Genomic DNA, 24,027 nt, shown 5'->3' on the forward strand with positions numbered 1-24,027 from the left:
TCTTTGTGCTCCATTCTTATTCTATTTCAGAAGTCCAAGCAGGTTCAGAATCATCTGCGCACTCTCCGCGCGCGTACCGCTCTGCTCCGGTGCAAAGCGTCCGGACGTCTGGCCCTGCAGCAGCTTAAGCTGCACCGCCTGCCCGATGGCTGTCTTCGCCCACTCAGGGGCATGTTGCGTATCGGGGAAGTCCGCCGCCGCGGCTCCGGCCTGCGTTCCTGCTGCATAGGCATAAGCACGTACCAGCATGGACGCCATCTCCTGGCGGGTAACCGCCTTATCCGGGCCGAAGCTGCTTTCCGTCAGCCCGTTCACAATACCGGCCTGCTTCGCAGCATACACTGCCTCTGCGTACCACTTGCCCGGCTGAACATCGGCGAAGTCCGTACCGGCTGCTCCGGTGATGCCGAGGGAGCGGACAAGCATGGCGGCGAATTCTGCCCGGGTCACCGCCCGCTTCGGCTCGAAGCGGTCCAGGGAGACTCCCTGCACTAGCTGTCTGGCCGCAAGCTGCTTCACAGCCCCGCCCGCCCAGTGGCTAGAAGGCAAGTCGCTGAAGCTTTTGTCATACCGGAGTATAGCGTAAGCGCTGAAGTGGTTGACTTCTGCACTGAATCTGCCATCTGGCATCGCTCCCCCAACATATTCGAGGTTACCGTCTTCACCGATGTAGTAGATTCCGGTCAACGCTTCAGCATCCTGCGGAATACCGCTGTAGACAAGTGTGACCGGCTGCCTGAATTGCGTCAGGCTGAACACCTCCCCTTGTCTGGTTGTCAGCTTCAGGTTCCAGTCTCTGATCCCGCTGACTGCTGCAAGCTGCACTTCGTATTTCTGTGCCGCTTTTGTAAGCAACGCCGAGGCTTGCCCGCCGCTTACCGTCTCTGCGGACAGGGAGATCAGACTATCCCGGACTGCCGCTTCAGGCACCCGGCTGGCCAGCTCGGCCAGCAGACCCGCTGGCAGCAGGACGGACAGTCCATCGGACTGAATCCGCACGGGAGCACCGGCGAGCAAATCAGCAGCATTCCCCGGAAATACCACCTCCTTCCAAGCCTGGCCTGCTTCAATGACCACCTCACCCTGTGCATTCTGTCCGCCCGATAACTGGCTGGCAGTAACGGTTACAGTACCCGCTTCCGGTGCAGCCGATGCCGCCGGCGTCTTCGAAGGCACTGGTGTTGGTAGGGTGCCAGGACCCGGCATCGTGGTCTGGTCCGGTGTCGGAACTGGTGTAGGAACCGGTGACGGCTCCGGTCGCGGCTCCTCCTCCGCTCCATTCACCGTCAGCTTATGCTCAGCTGTCCAGCCGGAATATACGGCCCGGAGAATCGCTTCCCCGCGTCCCACCGCATGGATCTCTCCATTCTCATTGACCTCGGCGACTCTGCTGTCGGAGGTGCTGAATGTGACCCCTTCGTTCAGCTTCACGACACTGCCGTTGCTGTACACCGCCTGGACGACAGCCGTTCCCTTCTCCCCTTGCTCCAGAGTATCCGGTGCGTCGAGCTGGATGGCGGTGATCTGAGGCACCTCCGCATTCAATACGGTCAGATTGTACGAGGAGAATAAATTTCCATAGGTTACCGAAATAACGCTTGTCCCTTCGGCATGGGCCTCTACCTGCCCCTTGGAATCCACCGTTGCCACCTCATGGTTGCTGCTGGCATATTCCAGTCCTTCCGTTAAAATCACCTGCGCACCCGAAGCATATACAGCTCTGGTCACCGTCTGATCGCTGGCCCCGGCCTGCAATTGAGGCTGGCCCTGAAGTGTAATGGAGGTAATAACATCCTCCTCTTCTGCTTTGCCGATCACCAGCCGGTCAATCTCCTTCCCGTCAACAGTTCTGGCTGTAACGGTAATCCCATCGTTTCCGATGACAACGCCAGTATAAATCTGCTCGTCCTCATCAAATATTTTTTCCTGCCAGGAACGCTCAGTCAGGGCGTAGAACTTCGGTCCCGAGCTGCCGCCGATCACATAGCGTGTTCCACCTCCGTCAGCAGCCTGCTGGCCTCCGTTCATCGCATAAGAGCGCATATAGATATGGTCATGTCCATTCATCACCAGATCCACGTTATGCTTGTCAAACACCGGAACCCAGAGCTTCTGCGCCCGCTCATTGGCATAGATGCTGCCGTAAGGCCCCTGATGGAAGAACAGCACCTTCCATTTCTTGTCCGTGGCTGACAGGTCAGCATCCAGCCACTCCGCCTGCTCCAGATAACCCGTCTCTCCCTGCTCTGAATCCAGCACCACGAAATGGGTATCCTTGATGTCGAAGGAGAAGCTGGTTCCGCGGGCCCCGGCTGCTCCGTTCTGCGGATTATTGAACTGGGCCAGATAGTCCTTCGCTCCGCCCGTCCCCATCACTTCATGGTTGCCGATGATTGGAACCTGTGTAGTGTTCATCAGTTGCTCCTGCGCCGCCTCAAACCACCAGTTCCACTGCTCCTGCTCGAAGCCTTTGTCAACCATATCTCCGGCATGTACGAGCATCTCCGCATCCGGCATGAAAGCGAAGGCCTGCTGCACCGTATTCTTCCACAACTCAAAGCCCTGCCGGGAATCCGCCTGGGAATCCCCGATGAACAGCAGCTTGGTCGCCTCCCGGTCACCGCCGCTGGTTACGAAAGTCCCCTGTCCGCTTACATTCCCCGCTCCGTCACCGACACGGTACACATAAGCGGTTCCCGGCACAAGTCCTGCCGCCTCCGCTTTGTGGACACGCATCGTTCCATCGTTATTCGTGTTGTAGATTTCACTTGTCCCTGTAAACCGCTGCACCTCAGCGCTGCCGAAGCCATCGAGGCCGGCGAAGTCCGCCTGCTTCACCACCTCCACAACAGACTCCGCAGTCAGCGGCTCTGTCTGCCAGGTGAACCGGCGGCTGGTATCGGCAGCTTCCCCCATCGTCACATTGACATTACGCGGCACTGCCGTGCCGGTGTACGGCGCGACCTTGAAGGTCATGACCGGACTGTAGGCATCGCCCTTCACCGCCTGCAGCGTGAAGCTTCCTTCCGCTGCCGTAGCGGACATCGTGGACAGCACACCGTCTGCATCTGACATCTCCGGCACCTCCACGCCGCCGATCAGCAGCTTCGCTCCCGCGAGCGCTGCCCCGCTCTTCATCTCCGTGACGGAGAAGGAGGCTTCCAGCCCTTTGGCTATGCGGGAATGATCCCAGGTCAGCTTCAGCTGCGGCTCCACCGTACTCTCCAGCGGTGCACCAATGAAGCTGATGGCCTGGCCGCTGCCTTCAGTCGAGATCACACTTCCTGCTGTGTTCTCAATCACCAGAGGCTTGGCGATCCCCCCTTCAAGCTGCTCCAGAGTATACGGTCCAAGATAATCATTGCGGACGGTGTAGGAGATCCGGGCAATCAGATCATCGTCTGCAAGATTTGCTTCATTGATATTTGTCAGCACAAGCTGCACCATTCCCTTGTCCTGGTCAATTGAGGATTCCAGCTGTCCCTCTGTAAGCTTCCCGCCTGCTGTCACCTTCAGATCACGGACGGCTGCCGGGTCAAAGGCAAAGGCGACTGTGCCCTCCTTCAGCTTGGCCGCTTTCTCTGCCGACAAGTCCACAGTGTACGTGTTCCCTGCGTAGACTACCTCCGGCGTAACATATTTGTAGAACGGAGACCCCAGGTTAACGGTAAAATACCATTCCTTAATCGTCTGGTTGCCGCTCAGGTCGCGGATCGCCAGCTTCACCTTATGGCGGCCTTCAGCCAATGCCACCTTCGGTTTGTACGTAATTTGTCCCTTCGGAGGATAGAAGCCATGCTCCACAAGCTGGTCATCCACATACAGCCTCACCTTATCCGCATCAATCAGCGTCGTTCCCGGATGGGTTACCGGATCGTAACCGGCATCCTCGCCGGTTGCCGATAGGGTAGGCGTGGCTGTCTTGACCATCTCACCCGCAGCGGGATACTCCTTGCTGATCACCGGCGGCGTATGATCCTCCTCCAGCGGACCATAAAGCGCGCGGATATCATCTACATAGATCGCTCCGCCGGTCTTGTTCAGATTGCTCGTCTCCATATACCGGACAGGCATATCCAGACTGAGCGGAGTCGCTTTGCCCTTCGGCACATCCACCTCTACATACTTCCAGCCCGTCCAGTTCACCCCGACTCCCTGCTCCGTGTAATTTAAGGGAACCGCCGCATTATTACCATCGCGCATCTGTCCGCGCAGCCAATGCTTCTGGCCGTCTCCGTAGATCCACATGCTGAGCTTCTCCGGGTATCCCGGAATCTGGATGCGGGTCGCTGCGGAAGAGGCCGCTACATATGCGCCCGAAGTTCCCGTTTTGCCGATAAAATCATACTCCAGCTTCAGCGCACGCGCTCCGCTTCGGATATAATCCTGATCCGTAATCTCCTTCAGCGATACGCTGTTGGCCGCTGCGCTGGATGCTATATAGTTGCCGATGCCCGATTCGAAATCCTCCAGCATTACCGGCGGCAATCCCACATTGACCTCAAAAGAGGTCTCTACGCTGCCATATTTCACGTAAATTTTACCGTGCTTGCCATTCTCATTGCTGGCCTGAAACCAGCCATTCTCATCCACCGTACCAATCTCACCCAGGGCACGCCACTCGAAGCTGTGGTTATCCGCTTGAATCACCTGGCCGTTGCGCAACGCCTTCACTGTCAATTCGGCCTTCTGGCCGGAGGTATAGGTCTTGATGGTATCCGGGAATCTCAGCTCCGTCAGAGTATCAACGACCTCGATTTCCCCTTCACCCTGCGCACTTCCCGCTATAGCGGTCACTTTACCTATTCCTGCGGTGGACCCTGCTGTAAACCGCCCTTGCTCGTTCACCGTACCGAGGGCCGGATCAACCTGCCAGCGCAGCGCCCCCGGATATGCAGCCGGATGGCCGTTACTGTCCACCCCTGCCGCGGTAAAAGCAAAGCTGGAGCCCGCCAAAATCCGCTCTGCATTCGGCATGACGATCAGCTTGGCAGGCTCGTCAAGCTCTGGAGCCGTATTCACCAGCAGCAGTCCGTTGCCGGTCTGGCGCTCGAAGCCGTCTGAGCCGCGGTTCATCATCTTTACTCCAGACGTTCCCGGCATTCTGGCTACGAACGTGGATGAACCACCGCCGTCCAGGTTCATCGCATCGACGACGCCAAGATCCTTGAGCATCCGGGCCAGTTCTTCCGTCTCAACCCCCTCGCTGATTCCGGGAGAACGGCCGTCTATCTCAAACAGTACAACGCTACCGTCCGCCTTGGTCCCGATGGCCGTACGGGGATGCACTCCTGCCGGACCGACATTGGCCTGTACAACTCCGTTTTTAATCAGCGGCCCCTGACCGCCAATCGCCAGGCTGACATCCTTCCATTCCCCCTGCAGAGCAATGTCAGCCGTAAGCTCATCTCCTGGAGCCAGCCCCTTCAGCACCTGGCGGGCCGCACCGGTTGCCGACAGGACAACCTTGCCTGCAACAAGCGGAGCATCGCCTTGGCTGCTGCGGACCTCAGCAACCTTCAGCTTAAGGGTCTGTCCGCTTTTCACCTCCCCGCTGACGATATCCAGCACTATCTCATCGCCGTCAGGTGTTGTTTTGGTAGAGGTATTATAATCCTTCGTATATAGTACTAGCTGATCCGCAGTGCGGTAGCGGTTAATGCTGTTCAACGGAGCAGTTGTTCCGTTAACGGTCACGAACATGGACAGCTTCGGATTGCCGTAGACCGGAGTACCGTCTGCCTTCAAGCCGAAGGCATAGGAGCTTCCGCTGTTCAGAATAACGCCTTCATCCATGAACAGGCCGTTCGGAATCCCGGTCGCATACCCGGAGATATCGTAGAAATCACCATTGATCCCGGCAATCACCCTGTTCCCCGGAGCATCGGCATAAGCCGCCATATCGGTCACCCCCTGCATCCCGTAGACCTTGCCGTTCTTCGTGCCTGCCCGCAGCTTAAGGCCGGGTTGCTGCGGATTGAACTCCACGCTATGCATCTGCTGCTGGCCCCGCGCATCCTTAAGCTCGGTCCACGTATACACCGCTCCAGGCGCAAGTTCGGCCTGACGTCTATCAATAACCGTGCCGTAGTCCCCGGCCGGCCCTTCCACAAATGCCGCATTCGCCTGAATCGCCGGCTGAAACATAGATAATAACAGCAGAGCAATAATTAACTGATGAATCCATCGCTGATGCCTTCGCACTTCTTTTACCCTCCCAGTGTTGTTACATTTTGTCTGAATTTGGAGCATGAACACAGGGAATAGTGTAGGTGCTAAACATCAGTGCAGGATTATCTAAAATTGCTAATATTGTTAATGTCGCATAAAATAAAAACCTCACCCTCACTAGTGAAAGATACAGGCGGCTGTACCTTACGTTTCTCTATCCGCCTAAATCCGGGCAACTTTTCCGACCACATTTCGCCCGCACGCCCATGCCACGCCGATTGTAGTCGGTTTTCCGACCACATTTCGCCCGCACGCCCACGCCACGCCGATTGTAGTCGGTTTTCCGACCACATTTCGCTCGCATGCCCACGCCACGCCGATTGTAGTCGGTTTTCCGACCACATTCTCCATGCGAGCCGACTCACCAGCCTATTCCGCAAAAAAAGAAGCCCCGCCAAGTTAACGGGACTTCCTTCATTTAAGCTCGAACTGTCTAATCCTCCTGCTCCTCTACCCGCAAGCTCTCCAGATATTCCGCTGTCGCCTGGTCGCGGGCGCGGCTCTTGTCCTTCAGGCGCTCGATGGCCGGGAGGATGAGCAGGTCGATCTCCTTCTGGATCGGATAGGCGAGATCATACCGGGATTGATCCTCCAGGTAAGTGCCCACCTCGATCAGCGCATTGTAGCGGTCCAGCTCCTCACGCGTCAGCAATCCGCGAACCTGTACGCTGCAGTGCCGCATCTAGAGGAATCTTCCTTTTTTGAGGACCAGCGGAATGCCCCCGATAATGAACAGGTAACGCATGTCTACAACCTTCTTCAGCTGGGCGGCGCTCCAGCCTTTGTAGGTCTTGTCGCCTACTACGGCAATTCCCTGGCCTTTGCCCAGCGAAGCTACGGTGCCCTTGTTGCTGAAGGCGAACTTCTTCGGCTGCTGGCTGCGGATGGCCGCGACCAGATTATGGGCACAGCATTCCCCCTGCTGCATGGCAATCTGTGCAGTCGGAGGGTAAGGGCGTCCTTCCGGGTTAATCATGAGCGACCCGTCGCCAATAATGAAGATATTCTCATGTCCCGGGGCACGCAGATATTCGTCTACCTTCACCCGGCCGCGCATCGCTTCGAAGCCGGCAGCCTCGATCAGGCGGTTGCCTCGGATGCCCCCGGTCCAGATAATGGTCGAGGCCTTGATCTCTTCGCCTGTGGCGAGAACAACCCCGCCGGGCAGACATTCCTTGATGGCAACGCCCATCTTGAAGGTGACACCCTTCTTCGTCAGCACCGTCATGGCGTGTTCCACCAGTTCAGGAGCGAAGCCCGGCAATGCGGTAGGCGCAGCTTCTATATTGTAGATATTCACCAGACTAGGGTCGACATCGAATTCTTTGCACAGTGCAGGAATCCGGTCCGCCAGCTCGGCGACGAACTCAATACCGCTGAAGCCCGCTCCGCCGATGACGAAGTTGATATGCTCCTGGGCGTTGTTCTCATTCTTGTATTTGGCAAAATGATACTGGATATGCTCGCGGATCATCCGTACCGAATTAATGCTGCGGATGGTCAGCGCATATTTGTCCAGTCCTGGAATCCCGAACGTTTCCGGCTCGCCGCCAAGGGCGATGACGAGATAATCATACGACAGCGTTCCATCTTCCAGGATAACCTTCTTCTGCTGGGTACGGATTTCCTGTACCGAGGATTTCACCAGGTCGATTTTGAACTCGTCGATTAATTTGGAGATCGACACGCGCGAATGCTCAATGCTGTCTGTGCCCGCTGCCGGCATATGCAGATGAGTCGTGAAATAATGATATTCATGGCGGTTTACCAGGGTAACATCCGCTTCATTATAGTTCAGGGCTTTCTGCAGCCGCTGGGCGGTCAAAATACCTCCATATCCCGCGCCTAGGATAACGATTTTGGGAATACTGCTCATGTTCCGGCTCCTTCCAACAGGTGAATCTGTCTATGTGTTATTTTTTGTAAAAAAATCAGGTTTCTTTTGTGAATTTATACACTTAAATTTATGGGAATTTCCAATAAAACTTAAAGGATTTCTAAAATAACCATATCTATTGTAAACCTTAGTATCGTTTTAATCAAATACAATCATACAACAAAATGTCACAGTTTTCTTTGAAATCAAAGCCTTTGCAGGCGGGTGCCACTATGTTTATAATGAGTAGGTACGCTTGTATGGCAAATTGAAACTATCAACTCGGAGGTGTAATATTACGTGACACTTGAGCAATCCGTTCCTATGAGCGATCTGCTTATTATAGGCGGAGGACCAGCCGGTATGTTTGCCGCTTTTTACGGCGGTATGCGCCAGGCTTCAGTAACCCTTATTGAAAGTATGCCCCAGCTCGGAGGGCAGCTTGCTGCTCTGTATCCCGAGAAATATATTTACGATGTAGCCGGCTTCCCGAAGGTTACCGGACAGGAGCTGGTCGATAACCTCTCCCGGCAGATGGAGCTGTTCCAGTCGGATATCCGTCTGGAGGAGAAGGTCGTCTCTGTCGTGAAGGAGGATGAACGCCATTTCATCGTCACTACCGACAAAGCGGAATACCACAGCAAGGCGATCATCATTACCGCAGGCGTAGGCGCATTCGAGCCGCGCCGTCTGGAGCTTCCTGAAGCCCAGCGCTTCGAGAAGGCCAATCTGCATTATTTCGTCAGCGACCTTAATGCTTACAAGGGCAAGAAGGTGCTGATCAGCGGCGGCGGCGATTCCGCTGTGGACTGGGCGCTGATGCTTGAGCCGATCGCTGAACAGGTCACCCTGATTCACCGCCGGGACAAATTCCGCGCGCATGAGCACAGCGTTGAGCAGCTGATGGCCTCCAAGGTCAATGTAATTACACCATCCGAGATTACCGCACTGCATGGGGAAGAGTTCATCACCAAGGTGACCCTGTCCCATATCAAGACCAAAGAAACCCAGGAGATCGAAGTAGACAGCGTAATTGTCAATTTCGGCTTTGTCTCTTCCCTCGGACCGATTGCCGAGTGGGGCATCGATATCGAAGGCAATTCCATTGTCGTAGATTCCCGCATGGAGACAAGCATTCCCGGTATCTTCGCCGCCGGCGACATCACCACTTATCCGGGCAAGCTGAAGCTGATTGCCGTCGGATTCGGAGAAGCGCCTACGGCTGTGAATAACGCCAAGGTCTATATTGACCCGGACGCGAAGCTGTCCCCGGGACACAGCAGTAACCTCAAACTCTAGCATTTACAACCTCATTAACCACAATAAAAGGGTATCCTTTCAGGTTGATTCCACCTCAACTTGAAAAGATACCCTATTTGTGGCTTCTTGCGGTTTGATGATGTCATTGCTGCAATATACTGCTCAGATCTCTAATGCAGAACCGCATCGACTGGAGAGTGTAAGTTCCGTTTGCGAATCTCAGCGAGTAAGAGAGCGATGAAATCATGCTCCAAATGCAGCTCTATTGCTCTGTGATAGGAATCCAGCAGCATCTCATCCGACAATTCAACCATAACGTTCACCTACCTTTCCTTTATTTGGATCTAAAACTATCATAGCAAACTATCATTTTTCGAACAAGCGTTCTCATTATCCACAACCTGCTGTGGAGATCCTGTGTATAATATGTGAGTAAGGGGTGTAAAGTCAGGAAGCACACAGTGGACTATGGGGATAACAGTTATACACAGGGCCAAAACCTGACATCGCCATGCTAAAATTTTTTTAGAATGTTCATAATTGGCTGGGATATTTACGTTGATATTACCACTGAAGTGACACAACTAAACGCAATATTAGCGCATTACTCTATTTATCGTCAAATACAAAATTTTTATTAATTATTTCGGCCGGGTATTAACCTCAAGAATCCAGATTTTTCCCCGTTGATCGACAGCATAGTCAAAGCCCAGCTGGCCGATTCCCGGAAAATGCCGCTCCATCAGCTCAATACAGACCAGTGTGAGATTGCGCATCTCCGCTTTTTTGGCAGAAGTATTGATCCTCGGCAGCGATCTTCTCAGCCCGTGGCGGCAGCTCAGCATCGTTCCCCCCTTGCAGAGATTCGTAACGAACAAGCCCGGCCGCGCAACTCTCCCTACCATAGAGCGGAACTCCCAGTGATCGCCGTTCTTCACCACCTTTACCCGGTAATCAATCGGCCGCCCGGAGATCCGCGCCAGGGATATGCCCTGCTGGATCAGATACTTCCGTTTCACCTTGAACCGGTCCAGCGCCTGACGCATGGTCGTGAAATCCCTGTAGATACGCGTATTATGCATATAGGTAAAGCCGTATCCCCTCTGGTCCCGGAAAACCTTGATGACCCCGTAGCCCCCGCCGCCTACCACAGGCTTAATCACAACATTGCCATATCGCCCCAGCATTGCGGATAATCCGGCTGCACTATATTCCCGTGTGCTCGGGATGTAACCGGCCACCCGTGAATCGCTAAGCAGCGCCGCTGTTTTGAGCAGCTTGCTTGCCAGTTCTCTCCCCGCCATTGTTTGCCCTCTCCTTTCGCATTCCCAGCCTACCCTATACAGTACTCACGTAAGCCTGCGCCCTCCTGTATGATTGTCCGTGGTCTAGCAGTCCACAGCAAAAAAGGGCATATGGCCGCAGGGGCCTTATGTCCCGGTATTCGCAAATTCCAAAGCTGGAAACTTCTTAAAATTCGTTGTATTATAGCCTGAAAGGGAGGGTTACCTGATGGCACAGTTTTTTGAAATCCTGTATTGGCTGGCGATGATCGGCATGTCTGTCGTACTGGCAGGAACAACGGTCCTCATCTGCGCGATTGGCTTCAAGTTCATCAAGGACCGGCGGAGATGGCTGGGTGCCGGCTGCATTGCCTTTTCCCTGGGTGCCGCTGCCCTGATTGTCTTCATGGTTAACCTGAAATTTATCCTCGCGGCCTGAAGCTTGACTCCGGCAGCAGTGGCTAAGGAAGCTGTACACACCTCCCCCGTCATTGCTGCCTCAGGCCGGTTCATTCCTCTCTTCATGCCTCTTGATTGATAGATTCACTTCCCTGCTTTATTCTATGAAAATACGGCTGCCCGGCCTGTGCAAACCGACCGCTTCATCCGCTGAGCAGGTTCCCGGCCCATGCCCGCTTTCCCGTAACCTCCGCCCTCTTCTCCTTGCTGCAAGACTTTCCAGCCCAGCTATTTTTCCATCACACAACAACTTTTTTACTCCATATCCGTAATATGTATGTACAATAATTTGGAAATACATTTTGAGAAAGGAGTTTATGTTGTGTCAAAACCTGTATACGGCAAACAGGCGGCGGCTGTCAAAGCGGTGGAGAAGCCTCCGGGAGCGGCTTGGGGACTCTGCGCTGCGTTCCTCCTGTTCCTGGGCTGGTCTGCTTTTCAGATCGGATTGTTCAACGGAATGACGGCGGATTTCGAGAAGCCGATTTATGTTGCCGCATTATTAAGCTGTCTGCTCCTGCTGGCCGCTGCCGTCCTCTATTTCCGAACCTTCAAGCTGGAGAGTCAGCGTGACCTGCTCACCGTAGCGGCCGTTCTGCTTCCTGTAACCTATGCACTGTCGTTATTCGGCGCTGCTTCCCGGTATATGGCGATGAACATGCTGTTCACCCAGTTTACCTATGCCGCAGTATTCATCATCAGTATCGTTCTGCTTCGGCACAAGCGGCTGAATTCCGCCGTCCAGCATAGCGTGCTGGCCCTCGCTTACCTGATCGTCGGGTTTGGGCTATTGAACTGGCTCGGAAGCGGGGAGCTGGCCGGCAGTCTGGTGGGCTGGTTCTCAAAGACCGTAATTAACGGCATATATAACGCTGCGGTAATGACCGACTCGAACGGCCTGCGCCTGACTTCCATTTTTCAGTATGCCAATACATATGCAGCGTTCCTGATGGCGTTTCTGTTCGTGGCCGTCTTCGCGCTGATCCGCTCCCGCAAGTGGGCTGGACAGCTGCTGCACGGCTTCATGCTGGTGCCAATCATCGTCTCGCTGCTGCTTACCTTATCCCGTGGCGGACTCGTGCTGCTGCCGGTAGTCTTCATCCTCCTGCTGCTCTTCCTGAAGCCGGTGCAGCAGATTCTGTGGATTGTCCATCTCGCCATTGCCGGCCTGTGCTCTCTGCTGATCACAAGCCCGGTCACGCGGCTGGGCCTGGAGCTGAATACAGAGTTCACCTCGTCCGCCGCCCTCAGGGGCTGGGGCTATCTGCTGGGAGCATCAGCCTGTGCAGCCGTGCTCTGTCTGGTAGTCCAGCGTTACCTGGCGCCTTGGCTGAGCCGCAAGCTCGGCAGACTGGAAGCCCGCCGCATGAGCGGATTATGGATTCCGGCCGCGTCTGTGGCTGGCGTCGCGATCATCGCCTTCCTGTTCATCGGCACCAGTGCACGCAATATTCTCCCGGCGAATATCGGAACACGGCTGGAGAATATCAACTTCAGGCAGCATAGTGTTCTGGAGCGTTTTACCTTTTATAAGGATGCCATGAAGGTCGTCAAGGATTACCCGGTACTGGGCGCGGGCGGCGGCGGCTGGGCCACACTCTATGAGCATTATCAGAACAACCCTTATCTCAGCCGCCAGGTGCATAACTTTTTCCTGCAATATCTGATTGAAGTCGGCATTTTAGGCTTTCTGGTGTTCATGGGCTTCATTCTATTCATCTTCTACAAGTTCAGCAGAGGCTACCTGAAACGGGAGACGGATGACTACAGCAACGGATTCTTCTATCTTATCATCGCCTTGTCGATTCTCGTTCACAGCCTGCTGGATTTCAACCTCAGTTATGCGTTCATGGGGATGCTCGTATTCCTCGCTCTTGGCGGCATGGCTGTGGCGATGGAGAGCAAGCCGCTCCGCCTTCAGTGGAACAAGCTGTGGATCAGAGCGGGCTATTTCACAGTACTCGGAGTCGGCACGGGCTACCTGCTCTTCCTGTCGCTGGGGTACATCCGGTCAAGCTCTGAGGCTTATGCCGCCAAGAAGCTGATCCAAGTGAGCCAGTCCTATGAAGAGATCAAGGCTCCTTTGGTAAAAGCACTCAGCTCCCGCCCATACCATCCAGAGTCGGCGTTGTACCTGTCCCTGCTGGATCAGAAGGTGTATGAGCAAACTAAGAACGAGCAGTTCCTTGACGAGGCCTATACGGTATTGACCCGTGCGCTGAAGGACGAGCCGTCCAACAAAGAGCTGCTGACCCAACTCGCCGGCTACTATGACCTGAAGGGCGAGAGTGATGCTGCCTATCAGGTTTATCTGAACAATGCGGACAAGTTTATGTGGGATATCAACTGGTATGCCGGGCTGATCAGCCGCGCTTCGCTCCTTGGACAGGAAGCTTACTCCAAGCAGGATGAGGCCGGGCAACAGACGTATTTCGCTTCCGCACTCGCTGCCTACAGACATGTAACGGACGGCATTGCCCATTTGAAAAGCCTCCCGCCCGAGCAGCTTCAGGGCCGTGAATTCTTCGTTACACCTACGATCGGCCTGAACATAGGGAGAGTACACCTCCTGTCGGGAGACAAGGACGCGGCGGCCGCTGCTGTGAAGCAGGGCTTCACGGGCGGATACGAGGATCTGACCGACAGCGGAAGCCTATGGACAACCGCCTGGTACAACGGGGTGATGGCCCGGTCGCAGGAGCTGGGAGCCGCAGCCCTGCAGCGTTCGCTGGAAGCGGCGTCCGAGGGCAAGCTGGAGCTCAAGGACCAGGAGGCGCTTAACAAGAAACGGTATTTCAAAACCGGACTGGATGCGTATACCTACGCCATTGCAGACCGGGATGCACAGCAGCAGGGAGTCACTGTAACACCTGAAATACTGCTGAATACCGGTAAAATCCAGTATCTGTCGGAGGACATGCAGGCCGCGGAAGCCACCCTGAAGCAAGGCTTAAGCGAGGACTACAGCAACCCTGTTAACCGCGAGCTTGCCCGCTGGTTGCTTGCCGTGCAGCAGCGGATGCAGAGCGCCCAGGATCAGACGGTCTATCAGAAGCTGACCGCTGCTGACCCGGAAGAAGCGGCAAGAATTAATGAAGTGGCGGGGATGCCTCTGTAACCGCCACTCGAAGAACAGCAAAAAGCGCCTAGCCGTTTAAGGCAGGCGCTTTTTGCTGTGCGCTGTGTGCGGGGGGCTGAGCCGCTATATTATGCCCATTGGCAACTGACACCTGCGCCCATGTGCCTCCTTATTTTTGCTAGTAGACCATCAGAATTAAACAAGTGATTTCATTCCATAAATGCGGTAAGAGATGAAGCTGCGTTCGTAGAGAAAAAACAGGGATAAGTGTATTCTGTGCAACTAAAAACAGTGAAACGGGTGGACTTCCTCTTCCAATTGTAGTCTGTACAACTAAATTTGCCCGGATTGACGAAAATCCAGCTATAGAGGCATTTTAATTGTACGAACTACATCTAAACGGAGATTTGGCGGCACATCGGACGATTTTGTTGTACGAATTGCAATTAAGCTTCCCCCTTCCACCCTAATCGGGGTGAGGTAGCCCCTCAGCAAATAGGCATTTTCCACCCCTACAGCCCGGCACTCGGATTCAGCCCCCTATACTCCCCCTCCAGAATCGAATATTGATAGGAGTCCATCCACTTCTCTTTATGATACATATGTCCCCGCAGATGACCCTCGTAGATCATCCCGATCTTCTGCATCACCCGGGCCGAGCCAATATTCTCCGGGCGGCAGGTGGCATAGATGCGGTGCAGCCCAAGCGTATGGAAGCCCAAGTCCAGCAGCACAGCAGCTGCCTCGCTCGCATAGCCCTGCCCCCAGTACGACCGGTTGAAGCAGTAGCCAATCTCCCCTTGCCCTGCTCCGGTAATGTGCAGACCGCAGCCTCCGATCAGCCGCCCGTTCTCCTTCAGAACCACCGCATACTCGAAGCCCTGGCGCGGCTCCTCCTGCTGCAAATCCAGCGTATGGCGGATATATTCACGGGTATCCTCCAGTGAATTCGACCCCCATATCGAATGTGTCACTACAGCCGGATCGGACGCATACTCATGAACCTGTCCTACATCCTCTGAGGTAAACTCTCTGATCACCAGCCGTGCGGTTTCAAATTCCATCTCCGGTTCCCTCCCTGCGTCTCTATCTCTCAAACAATCCTCTGCCGATCAGGTTCGCCGTCACCGGCTGCTGGCCGATCTCCCGTGCCCATACCGAGAGCTGGCCAATATGATGAATCTCATGGGCGATCACATGCCGCATCACTTCCCCGTAGGGGTGGGGCTCGCGTTCCCCTTCATCCGTTATATCAACCATAATCCGCTCCTCCAGCTCCTCCGACCAGCCATAGACAAACGGAGCCAGCTCCGCATGGCAGCGGGCGGAGAAATCCTGCACAAGCTCCAGGCTCGCGACTTCCTCGAACGCTGGAATGTCAATGGCTCTCTCCTGAATGCCGCCGCAGATCCAGCCGTACTCAACCGCTACAATGTGATACAGCGTGGGCAGGATATAGCCTAAGCCGCCGGTGCGCGGCTTCATCAGCTCTTCCTTGTCCACCTTGCTGCACCAGTCGAACCAGTCCTTGCGCACTTGCCAGTTATACTCAAATAGCTTCTGCATCCGCCGCCTCCATTCTCCATATATTCCCTTACTCCATTCTTGTGTCACACTTTAACACAAAACAGGACAGGCCCGCTACCGCTAATTGCGGCAACCAGCCTGTCCCCCTATGCTTGTCCTGCATTTATTCAAACACGTACTCGCCTTCGCCAACCGTCAGCGTCTGTCCCTTCAGCTGAGGGGAATCCGTGCGGAACACGATCCGGCTGAGCCGGTTCTCCTCCCCTGGCGTGAACTCAAACGTCTGGTCTCCGGCCTTAAGACTGTAGCTGCCATCCGAACCGTCCGCAGGCGCGCTCACCGGAAGACCAAACAATTCACTCCAGTGGCTGGCGGCAGCCGCCGGATCGCTGACCCGGAAGCCTGCACTGACGACCTCCACCTGGCCTGCCGGGTGAGGGCGGTTGATTCCGGCACTGTTCAGACTGTCCAGCCGCTGCTCATCCCGCTCGTTCCACTGGATAATGAACGGATAGGGCAGTCCCTGGAAGTCACCGTCAATGGTCATCATCCGCCATTCGATTAAACGCCCAAGGTTATCCAGACGCCGGCCGTCAATGATCGGCGATAATAACAAGCCCGCCTGTCTCAGCTGTGCTTCAACCGCTTCAATATCATCCGTGCGCAGCACCACCCGGCTTAACACTTCATGCTCCGGCAAAAGCGTAACGGCATCTCTCACCACCACATTATGCTTGGTCGCCCGTGCCAGCTCCAGGTTCTCGATGCCGAGGAATTCAAGATAGGTCAGCCCGAAGTAACTGAGGGCGTTATAGGTTCCCCAATCCTTATGCGACCCGCCCCGGAAGGCCGTCAGGCCATGCTCTGCAAAGAGCTGCACCGGCTGGTTCAGATCGTTGACGTAGTGCACCAGATGATCCCATTTGAGCAGGCTCATTATTTCTTCACTCCCAGCTCTGTAGTCCGCTTCACAGCTGCCAATACGCTCCGCTGCAATCCGGCCGCGAAGTCACTGTTGTTCAGCTCGTACAATCCGTGCATCCCAACCCCGCCTGGGGAGTTATTGATGTCCAGCAGCTGTCTCGGATGCAGTCCGGTCTGCTCCAGCATCGCCACTGCCCCACGCATATTCTCCAGCGCAACCTTCCAGGCTTGCTCGCGCGGCAGTCCGGCCAGCACGCCGGCATCTGTGAACGACTCAATGAAGTAATAGATATAATTCGGTCCGGCTACCCCGAAGCCGGTAAAGATATCAATATAAGACTCTTCCAGAACCTGCACCTTGCCGAAGCCCAGCAGGAATGCTTCCACCTGATCAAGGGAGGCGGCGGCATTCAGCGCTACACCGCTGTACCCGTAACCAGTGTCCGTCAGAGTATTCGGAATGACCCGGACAATCGGACGCTCCGCTCCGAAATAATCTCCCAGCTGGGCAATGGTAACCCCTGCAACAATGGATACAATGACAGCAGCCGGTGCAGCATATTCCTTGACCTGTGCTCCAAGTGCAGCCAGATCATCCTGCGGCCGGACAGCGATAACGATCAGTTCGGCGGCGGAGAGGGCCTCTTGCTGCGTACTCTCCGTGTCTACGTTATATTTGCTTTTTAATAGCTGAAGCCGTCCCTCATGAATATCCGCTACACTGATCTGACCGGCAGCCAGCGTACCGCCTGCCAGGCAGGCCCGGATGATCGCTTCCGCCATCTGCCCGCCGCCAATGAAATGAATCTTGCCCTTCGTCACTTCCGTCACTCCCTGATTAGATTAGTTATTGGCCCAGGCTTCCGGCAGAATGAACCCGGCATATTTCTCTTGTCCCAGGATATATTCCTCGAACTCTTTGGATTCATAGGCAGCCTTCAGATCCTTGGCCCACTGGGTGTCCTGGTCCTTCTTGTTCACCGACACAATGATTCTGTGCTGCATCGGCGTATTCTCAATCTTCAGCGCATCCGTAATCTTATGATCCGGAGAATTGGCAATATAATTCCCGTTCACCACACCATAGTCCACGTCCTGGAGCGAGACCAGAATCTGCGCCGGGTCCAGCACCTTGAGGTCAATCTTGTACTTGTCCGGCTCGACGCTGTTCACATTGAAGTCCGCTACCCCGGCACCCTCTTTGATCTTGATCCAGCCCAGCTCCTCCAGAATACGCAGCGCACGCTCCTGATTGACCGGGTCGTTCGGAATCGCCACTGTAGTGCCGTCCTTCGCATCGTCAAGCGTCGTATGATTAACGGAATACAGCCCCTGCGGAGCGCCTGGAACATAGGCAATGCCCACCATATCGGCACTGATCTCCTTGTTGATCGCTTCCATGTAGGCCGTACTCTGGAAGATGCTCGCGTCAATCGAGCCTTCCTTCATGGCCGGGTTGACCTGCATATTCTGCGAGAAGGTTTTGATATCTACAGTATAACCCTTTCCTTCCAGAATCGGGAGAATGGATTGCCGGAACTGCTCCTCATAGGTACCGACCCCGAACCCGACCGTAAGCTCTTTCTTGTCCCCGGAGCTTGCCGCTTCCTTGTTGTTGCCGCAGGCTGCCAGCACCGCCATCGCGCTAATCAGTAGAACTGCAAGTAATTTTCTCATTCTCTTCATCTCCTAGTTAAGTACTGTATTCTTGAATCTGAGCAAAGCTTCATCTGTAACCGATAGCGGAATAGCACAGTTAGGCGATAGAATAAACGGCTGATTCTTCATCTGGTCCAGAGCGGCCTTGGCCTGCTGTTCAATCTGCTCCACATCATTGCCCGCGAACAGTCCGTGATCCACTCCGCCCACCTTGGTAGCCTTAAGGTCCGCGTCCAGCCCGGGGTTCCCTTCAGCCTCCGTATCCCAGCTGATTCCGTCAATGCGGTAATCGTTGAACTTCTCAGGCTGGGCATGGGCACCGCAGGTATGTAAAATGTTCTTGCCGTAGCTTGCCGCCTCCAGGACGATAGAGTCATACGGCCTCGACAGCTCATCGAACTTCGCGGCATCGAACAGGCCTGGATGGGCGGTTCCGGTCACGGCGTAGAACAAGCCATCGGCTCCCGCATGCTTCAGCTCCTGCACATAATCAGCCAAGGTTAAGGCGATCACATGCAGCGCATGATGGGCCGCCGCCCGGTGTTCCGTGAACAGCGATTCCAGCGTTACCGGCTGCTCAATCCCGAAGACGGTCTTGGTTACGTAAGCGGAGCGTCCCACGATGAACAGCAGCACAGTCAGCGGTGAGAACACCGTCTGGATCAGCGGCGTATCCGGCAAGCCCTGACGAATTTTTCTGACAGCGTCCAAATGCTCCAGCAGCGAAGCGGTCTGGCTTGCTTTTTTCACCTCAAGATCCCAGAGATTCGCGGCGGCCGGAACCGTTGTAGTCAGCTGTCTCGGAAAGACGGTCTGATAATCCGCAAAATCGTATTGATTCCCCCAGGCTTCCGCGAGATAGGTCGCTCTCGGGTTGATTTTGACCCAGTCCCAGTCATAGGTCTTCGTGAACGAAATGGTAGATTCCGCGAGGTCGTCCGCATTCTGCTCCTTGTCTATAAAGTGGCGCCAACCGCTAATAATCGGCCGGTCCGCGAGTTCTCCGGATAATATCGCCTGAAAACGGTCCTGCTTGCTCCATACACTCATCTGCCTATCCCCTTTGTCTCGTAATCTCTAGTAACGGCGGATCTTGCGCGCCAATGTGTTGCCCAGGGACTGAATGCCCTGCACCAGAATGATCAGAATAATGACCGTCGCAAACATGACCACCTCATCAAAACGCTGATACCCGTACACAATCGCCAAGTCGCCGACCCCTCCGCCGCCTACTGCCCCGGCCATTGCCGTAGCCCCGATCAGCCCGATCGTTGCTGTAGTCAGGGAGAGAATTAACGAGCCCACCGCCTCCGGCAGCAGAAAATACCAGATCACCTGCAGCGGTGTTGCGCCCATCGCCTCCGCAGCTTCGAGAATGCCCGGATTCACTTCCAGCAGCGAATTCTCCACCAGGCGTGCGATGTAGGGGGCGATATAGATAATCAGCGGAACAATGGCGGCACTGGTCCCTATCGATGTATGAACAATTGCCCGTGTTAGCGGAATAATAGCAAACAGCAGAATAATGAACGGAACTGAACGGATGACGTTAATTAATGGATTCAGTAAGGTATAGAGCCACTTGCTCTCCAGGACGCCGCCCGGACGGGTAATGACCAGCAGGATGCCCAGCGGAATCCCCAGCAGCGAGCCGATGAACAGCGATACTCCGACCATCTGAATCGTTTCGATAATAGCCTTCAGGAATTGCTCACTTGTGATCGATGTTGAGAACATAGGACTTCACCTCCTCTATGCGGACCTCATGCTGCTTCATGTAATCCAACGCCTCGGCAATCCGGGCCGGTTCACCGTGCAATTGAACGATAATTGTGCCAAGTGTCGTCTCCTGAATCTCTGTCGTATTCGCAAACAGAATGTTGACCTTGACCCCGTAGGTACGGATAATCTCGTACAGTACAGGCTCTGAGGCGCTCTCTCCGGCAAAATTCAGTCTGTACAGCTGGCTGCCATGCTCTGCCTTAAGCGTCTTGTGGACGCTGTCCGTCATGCTGTTCTGGATAACGGTCTTCACGAAATTCTGCGTCGTCTCATGCCGCGGCTGCCCGAACACCTCCAGCACGCTTCCCTGCTCGATAATCCGTCCCTCTTCCATTACCGCTACCTTGTTGCAGATCTCCTGAATCACCGACATCTCATGCGTAATGATCATGATTGTAATGTTGTATTCCGCATTGATCCGTTTCAGCAGCTGCAGAATCGAGCTGGTAGTCTGCGGATCAAGCGCCGATGTGGCTTCGTCACATAACAGAATGGATGGATTGGATGCCAGCGCTCTGGCAATCCCTACCCGCTGCTTCTGCCCGCCGGACAGCTCGCTCGGATAACTTCCGGCCTTGTCGCTTAATCCGACGAATGCGAGCAGCTCCTCCACCCGTTTGCGGATTTCCGCCTTGCTCTTCTTCAGCAGCACGAGCGGAATCGCCACATTGTCGAACACCTTTTTGGACTCCAGTAAGTTAAAATGCTGAAAAATCATGCCGATGTTTTTCTTGGCTGCCCGCAGCTCCCTGTCGTTATACGCGCCCAGATCATGCCCGTCGACCAGCACCTGGCCTTCTGTCGGCCGTTCCAGGTAATTGACCAGGCGGATCAGCGTGCTTTTGCCCGCTCCGCTGTAGCCGATCACACCGAAGATATCCCCTCGCTCCACCTTCAGGCTGATGCCCTTAAGCGCTTCAATCTTCACCTCTTTGCGGGTGAAGGTCTTATACACATCCCGTAATTCGATCATGGTCGTTCCCCTCAATCATCTGGTAAATTTGGGATTCAGGATTCAAGCCTGCTGCTTCAGCTTCGCCAGGGCTTGTTCTGCAAGTGCTGCAAAGTACTCCGCTGCCGGCAGGAGCGCCGCCTCATCGACATCGAACTGCGGATGATGCAGCGCATGGTTCGGGCCGGTCCCGATGTTCACAAAAGCGCCGGGAATCTGCTGCAAATAATAAGCGAAATCCTCGCCGCCCATCTGCGGCGGAATATCATGGACCTCGTAGCCTGCCTGCGCAGCGGCGGCTTTGGTGAAGTCTGCCCATTCCCCGTGGTTCACGGTTGCCGGCGGACCGGGGTACCAATGCAGCTTCGCCTCGGCCCCGGCAGCGGCGGCAATGCCTTCAATGATCCGGGTCATCTGCTCCGGAATGCTGCGCCGGATCTCTTCATTGTAGGTGCGCACCGTTCCTTCCAGCTCTACCTTCTCCGGCAGGACGTTCCAGGTGAAGCCACCGTTGATCCGGGTCACACTCAGTACTACCGGCTCCTGCGTGTTATTCAGACGGCTGACCACGGTCTGCAGCATGGTAATAATCTGCGCAGCAGTAACGATGGTGTCTACCCCATTCTCGGGAGTAGCGGCATGGGCGCCTACGCCTTTTACCGTAATCTCAAACCGGTCTACCCCTGCCGTCAAAGGTCCCGTTCTTGTCCCGAATGCTCCGGTAGGCAGCTCCGGTGAATTATGTAATCCGAAGATCGCCTGAACCCCGTCCAGCCCGCCGGAGGCCAATACCTCTTCCGCACCGTGTCCGGTCTCCTCTGCGGGCTGGAACAAAATCCGCACCTTGCCCGGCAGCTCATGCTCACGCTTCTTGAGCAGCAGCGCCGCACCCAGGATCACCGCAGAGTGGAAATCATGGCCGCAGGCGTGCATTTTCCCCGGAATGGTGGAAGCGTAAGGCAGCCCTGTCTGCTCCTCAATCGGCAGTGCATCAATGTCACAGCGGATGGCCACGATGCTGTCGCTGCCTTGCCCCACCTCAGCGATTAACCCGGTCTTCAGCGGAAGCTCCAGTATCCGTATCCCCGCCTCACTCAGCCAACCGCGCAGCTTCTCTGTCGTTCTGAACTCTTCATTGCTAAGCTCCGGCTCACGGTGCAGGTTCCTCCGCACTTCAACCAGCCGGGCGGCCAGCGCTTCTTCTGTCTCATACTGTAGACTCATGCCTGTTCTTCTCCCTTCGTTATGCCTGTCCGATGTGTCTAATCTGCTCAAGGGCAGTAGCCAGGCTGGTTAGGATATGCTCCCGCATCGCTTGCTCTGCACCGTCCTCATCTCCGGCAGCTATTCTGCGCAGAATCTTCAGATGCTCTTCATCCGCCTGTGTATTCCAATCCCCGTGGAGGGAGACGTAACGGCAATAGCGGAGCGACCGGTCCCTTAACTGCCCCAGCACCTTCCCGAAAGTCTTCAGCCCGCTGATATCCGACAAATAATCATGGAATTCAAAGCCGTACGATACGAAATCCTGCCGCTCCCCCGTCTGAAAAGAATACTTCAGTCTGTCCAAAATCTGCGTTAACCGCTGAATATCCCCGGGTGTCGCATTCCGCGCCGCGCTCCTGGCGATATGGCCTTCAAGCATACTGCGGATCTGGAAGACTTCTTCGACTTCAGTAAGGCTTAGCGGGGCTACACGCAGCCGGCCGTTAGGCTGGCGGATCAGGAAATCCTCCTGCTCCAGCCGCTGGATCGCTTCCCGGAGCGGCGTTCGGCTGACTCCCAGCAGCGCCGCCAGCCCTTCCTCATTCACTGCCTGATCCGGCTCCAGCTCGCTGTCTATAATCTTTTGCTTCAGAATGCTGTAGGTATTATCCTTGGACAATCTTCGTGAATTCATTTCCATAAAGTTCATTGCTCCTCGCCATTAGTTTGCGGGTCGCTTCAGCAACTGTATAATTGTATACAATTTTAAGTTGATATTATTTGCTATGTATTTCAGCTTTTTTTCATACTATAATCCTATTAATCCAACTAGTCAAGTGTGATTTATGGGTGAATTATAATCTTTATATAGGGGCGCTCCTAGAAGTGAAAAATTATGTTAAAATGAGAACGTATGATTGTACGGTAGAAACGATTTTTAGAGGGGGAACATGCTATGGAAAATCAAACGAACATTTTAATATATCAGACAGAAGATGGAAATACCAGAATTGACGTAAAACTAGAAAACGGAACTGTCTGGATGTCACAAAAGGCAATTGCAGAGTTGTATCAGACAAGCTCGCAAAATATCACTATTCATATTAAAAAAATATATGAGGAAAACGAATTGTCTTTACATTCAACTTGTAAGGAATACTTACAAGTTCAAATTGAGGGGTCAAGAAAAGTTGAACGCCGAATGAAACACTACAATCTTGAATTAATCATTGCCGTTGGTTACCGTGTTCGTTCGCATAGAGGTACGCAATTTAGACGCTGGGCAACAGAACGGCTTAATGAGTACCTGGTTAAGGGTTTCACTATGGACGATGAGCGTTTGAAAGACATGCGTAACTTCGGGCAAGACTACTTCGATGAGTTGCTTCAACGTATTCGTGACATTCGTGCATCGGAGAAAAGATTTTACCGTAAAATAACGGATATATATGCTACTTCTGTTGACTATGATCCCCATTCAAGCTTGTCCAAAGAATTTTTTGCTACGGTACAAAACAAGCTGCACTTTGCTATTCATGGACATACCGCTGCAGAACTGATTGTTGAACGTGTAAACGCTGAAAAGGATAACATGGGATTAACCAGTTGGAAAGGCGATAAAGTGAGAAAAGCTGATATTACAGTCGCCAAAAATTATCTAACAGTTTGATGTTAATGATGACTTTGAAGATTTCATTAATAAGAACCGTTTAAAATAGGCGGCTTTCATCTTCCGATTTGTGTAATAAAAAACCTCCTAAGCTTGTGTTGATACGATCAAACACAAGCT

Annotated in this window: 19 protein-coding genes; 4 read left to right on the top strand and 15 right to left on the bottom strand. The window is 54.2% G+C overall.

Features of this window, described 5'->3' with window-relative positions:
- Positions 1-21: 21 nt before the first annotated feature.
- From MHI24_RS10535 to MHI24_RS10545, 3 genes are all read right to left on the bottom strand, one after another.
- Positions 22-6,204 carry a phosphodiester glycosidase family protein gene (locus tag MHI24_RS10535; protein ID WP_340025582.1) on the bottom strand — a complete coding sequence of 2,061 codons (6,183 nt, stop codon included), beginning with the start codon at positions 6,202-6,204 and terminating at the stop codon, positions 22-24.
- 460 nt (positions 6,205-6,664) lie between these two features.
- Positions 6,665-6,913, bottom strand: coding sequence for a hypothetical protein (locus MHI24_RS10540; protein ID WP_340025583.1), 249 nt, complete (start codon positions 6,911-6,913; stop codon positions 6,665-6,667).
- Positions 6,914-8,107 (bottom strand): NAD(P)/FAD-dependent oxidoreductase, encoded by a 1,194-nt coding sequence (locus MHI24_RS10545; RefSeq protein ID WP_340025584.1) that lies wholly within the window; start codon positions 8,105-8,107, stop codon positions 6,914-6,916.
- 324 nt (positions 8,108-8,431) lie between these two features.
- Between MHI24_RS10545 and MHI24_RS10550 the strand changes: the two genes are divergently transcribed.
- Complete coding sequence (locus tag MHI24_RS10550; RefSeq protein ID WP_340026650.1) at positions 8,432-9,406, top strand: NAD(P)/FAD-dependent oxidoreductase; 975 nt, start codon at positions 8,432-8,434, stop codon at positions 9,404-9,406.
- Between the two features lie 131 nt (positions 9,407-9,537).
- Here MHI24_RS10550 and sda read toward each other — a convergent pair whose 3' ends face one another.
- Both sda and MHI24_RS10560 read right to left on the bottom strand, forming a co-directional pair.
- Entirely contained in the window at positions 9,538-9,681 is a 144-nt protein-coding gene (gene sda / locus MHI24_RS10555) for a sporulation histidine kinase inhibitor Sda (RefSeq protein WP_238653530.1), read from the bottom strand.
- Positions 9,682-10,008: 327 nt separating this feature from the next.
- Complete coding sequence (locus MHI24_RS10560; protein ID WP_340025585.1) at positions 10,009-10,671, bottom strand: YheC/YheD family protein; 663 nt, start codon at positions 10,669-10,671, stop codon at positions 10,009-10,011.
- A gap of 208 nt (positions 10,672-10,879) precedes the next feature.
- On the opposite strand from MHI24_RS10560, the gene MHI24_RS10565 reads away from it, so the two are divergent.
- On the top strand, positions 10,880-11,089 hold the full coding sequence (locus tag MHI24_RS10565; RefSeq protein ID WP_340025586.1) for a hypothetical protein: 210 nt from the start codon (positions 10,880-10,882) through the stop codon (positions 11,087-11,089).
- A gap of 342 nt (positions 11,090-11,431) precedes the next feature.
- Positions 11,432-14,227 (top strand): O-antigen ligase family protein, encoded by a 2,796-nt coding sequence (locus tag MHI24_RS10570; protein WP_340025588.1) that lies wholly within the window; start codon positions 11,432-11,434, stop codon positions 14,225-14,227.
- Positions 14,228-14,700: 473 nt separating this feature from the next.
- Here MHI24_RS10570 and MHI24_RS10575 read toward each other — a convergent pair whose 3' ends face one another.
- The 10 genes from MHI24_RS10575 to MHI24_RS10620 form a co-directional block, all read right to left on the bottom strand.
- A complete protein-coding gene (locus MHI24_RS10575) occupies positions 14,701-15,252 on the bottom strand; it encodes a GNAT family N-acetyltransferase (protein ID WP_340025590.1) in 552 nt (183 codons plus the stop codon).
- A 22-nt stretch (positions 15,253-15,274) separates the two neighbouring features.
- A complete protein-coding gene (locus MHI24_RS10580; RefSeq protein WP_340025591.1) occupies positions 15,275-15,754 on the bottom strand; it encodes a DinB family protein in 480 nt (159 codons plus the stop codon).
- 124 nt (positions 15,755-15,878) lie between these two features.
- Positions 15,879-16,652, bottom strand: a complete 774-nt coding sequence (locus MHI24_RS10585) for a VOC family protein (protein WP_340025592.1) — start codon at positions 16,650-16,652, stop codon at positions 15,879-15,881.
- A complete protein-coding gene (gene proC / locus MHI24_RS10590; protein WP_340025593.1) occupies positions 16,652-17,461 on the bottom strand; it encodes a pyrroline-5-carboxylate reductase in 810 nt (269 codons plus the stop codon). The genes MHI24_RS10585 and proC overlap by 1 nt, the downstream gene beginning before the upstream one ends.
- Positions 17,462-17,482: 21 nt before the next feature.
- Positions 17,483-18,316 (bottom strand): MetQ/NlpA family ABC transporter substrate-binding protein, encoded by an 834-nt coding sequence (locus tag MHI24_RS10595; RefSeq protein WP_340025594.1) that lies wholly within the window; start codon positions 18,314-18,316, stop codon positions 17,483-17,485.
- Between the two features lie 12 nt (positions 18,317-18,328).
- Entirely contained in the window at positions 18,329-19,348 is a 1,020-nt protein-coding gene (locus MHI24_RS10600) for a uroporphyrinogen decarboxylase family protein (RefSeq protein ID WP_340025596.1), read from the bottom strand.
- A gap of 27 nt (positions 19,349-19,375) precedes the next feature.
- Positions 19,376-20,035 carry a methionine ABC transporter permease gene (locus tag MHI24_RS10605; RefSeq protein WP_076081622.1) on the bottom strand — a complete coding sequence of 220 codons (660 nt, stop codon included), beginning with the start codon at positions 20,033-20,035 and terminating at the stop codon, positions 19,376-19,378.
- Complete coding sequence (locus tag MHI24_RS10610) at positions 20,010-21,053, bottom strand: methionine ABC transporter ATP-binding protein (protein ID WP_340025597.1); 1,044 nt, start codon at positions 21,051-21,053, stop codon at positions 20,010-20,012. The genes MHI24_RS10605 and MHI24_RS10610 overlap by 26 nt, the downstream gene beginning before the upstream one ends.
- Positions 21,054-21,095: 42 nt before the next feature.
- Complete coding sequence (locus MHI24_RS10615; RefSeq protein WP_340025598.1) at positions 21,096-22,256, bottom strand: amidohydrolase; 1,161 nt, start codon at positions 22,254-22,256, stop codon at positions 21,096-21,098.
- Between the two features lie 19 nt (positions 22,257-22,275).
- Positions 22,276-22,938, bottom strand: a complete 663-nt coding sequence (locus MHI24_RS10620; protein ID WP_340025599.1) for a GntR family transcriptional regulator — start codon at positions 22,936-22,938, stop codon at positions 22,276-22,278.
- Positions 22,939-23,193: 255 nt separating this feature from the next.
- Here MHI24_RS10620 and rhuM point away from each other — a divergent pair, with 255 nt between their 5' ends.
- Entirely contained in the window at positions 23,194-23,907 is a 714-nt protein-coding gene (gene rhuM, locus MHI24_RS10625) for a RhuM family protein (RefSeq protein ID WP_340025600.1), read from the top strand.
- Positions 23,908-24,027: the final 120 nt, after the last annotated feature.

It is taken from the genome of Paenibacillus sp. FSL K6-1096 (assembly GCF_037977055.1).
GTDB lineage: Bacteria > Bacillota > Bacilli > Paenibacillales > Paenibacillaceae > Paenibacillus_AQ.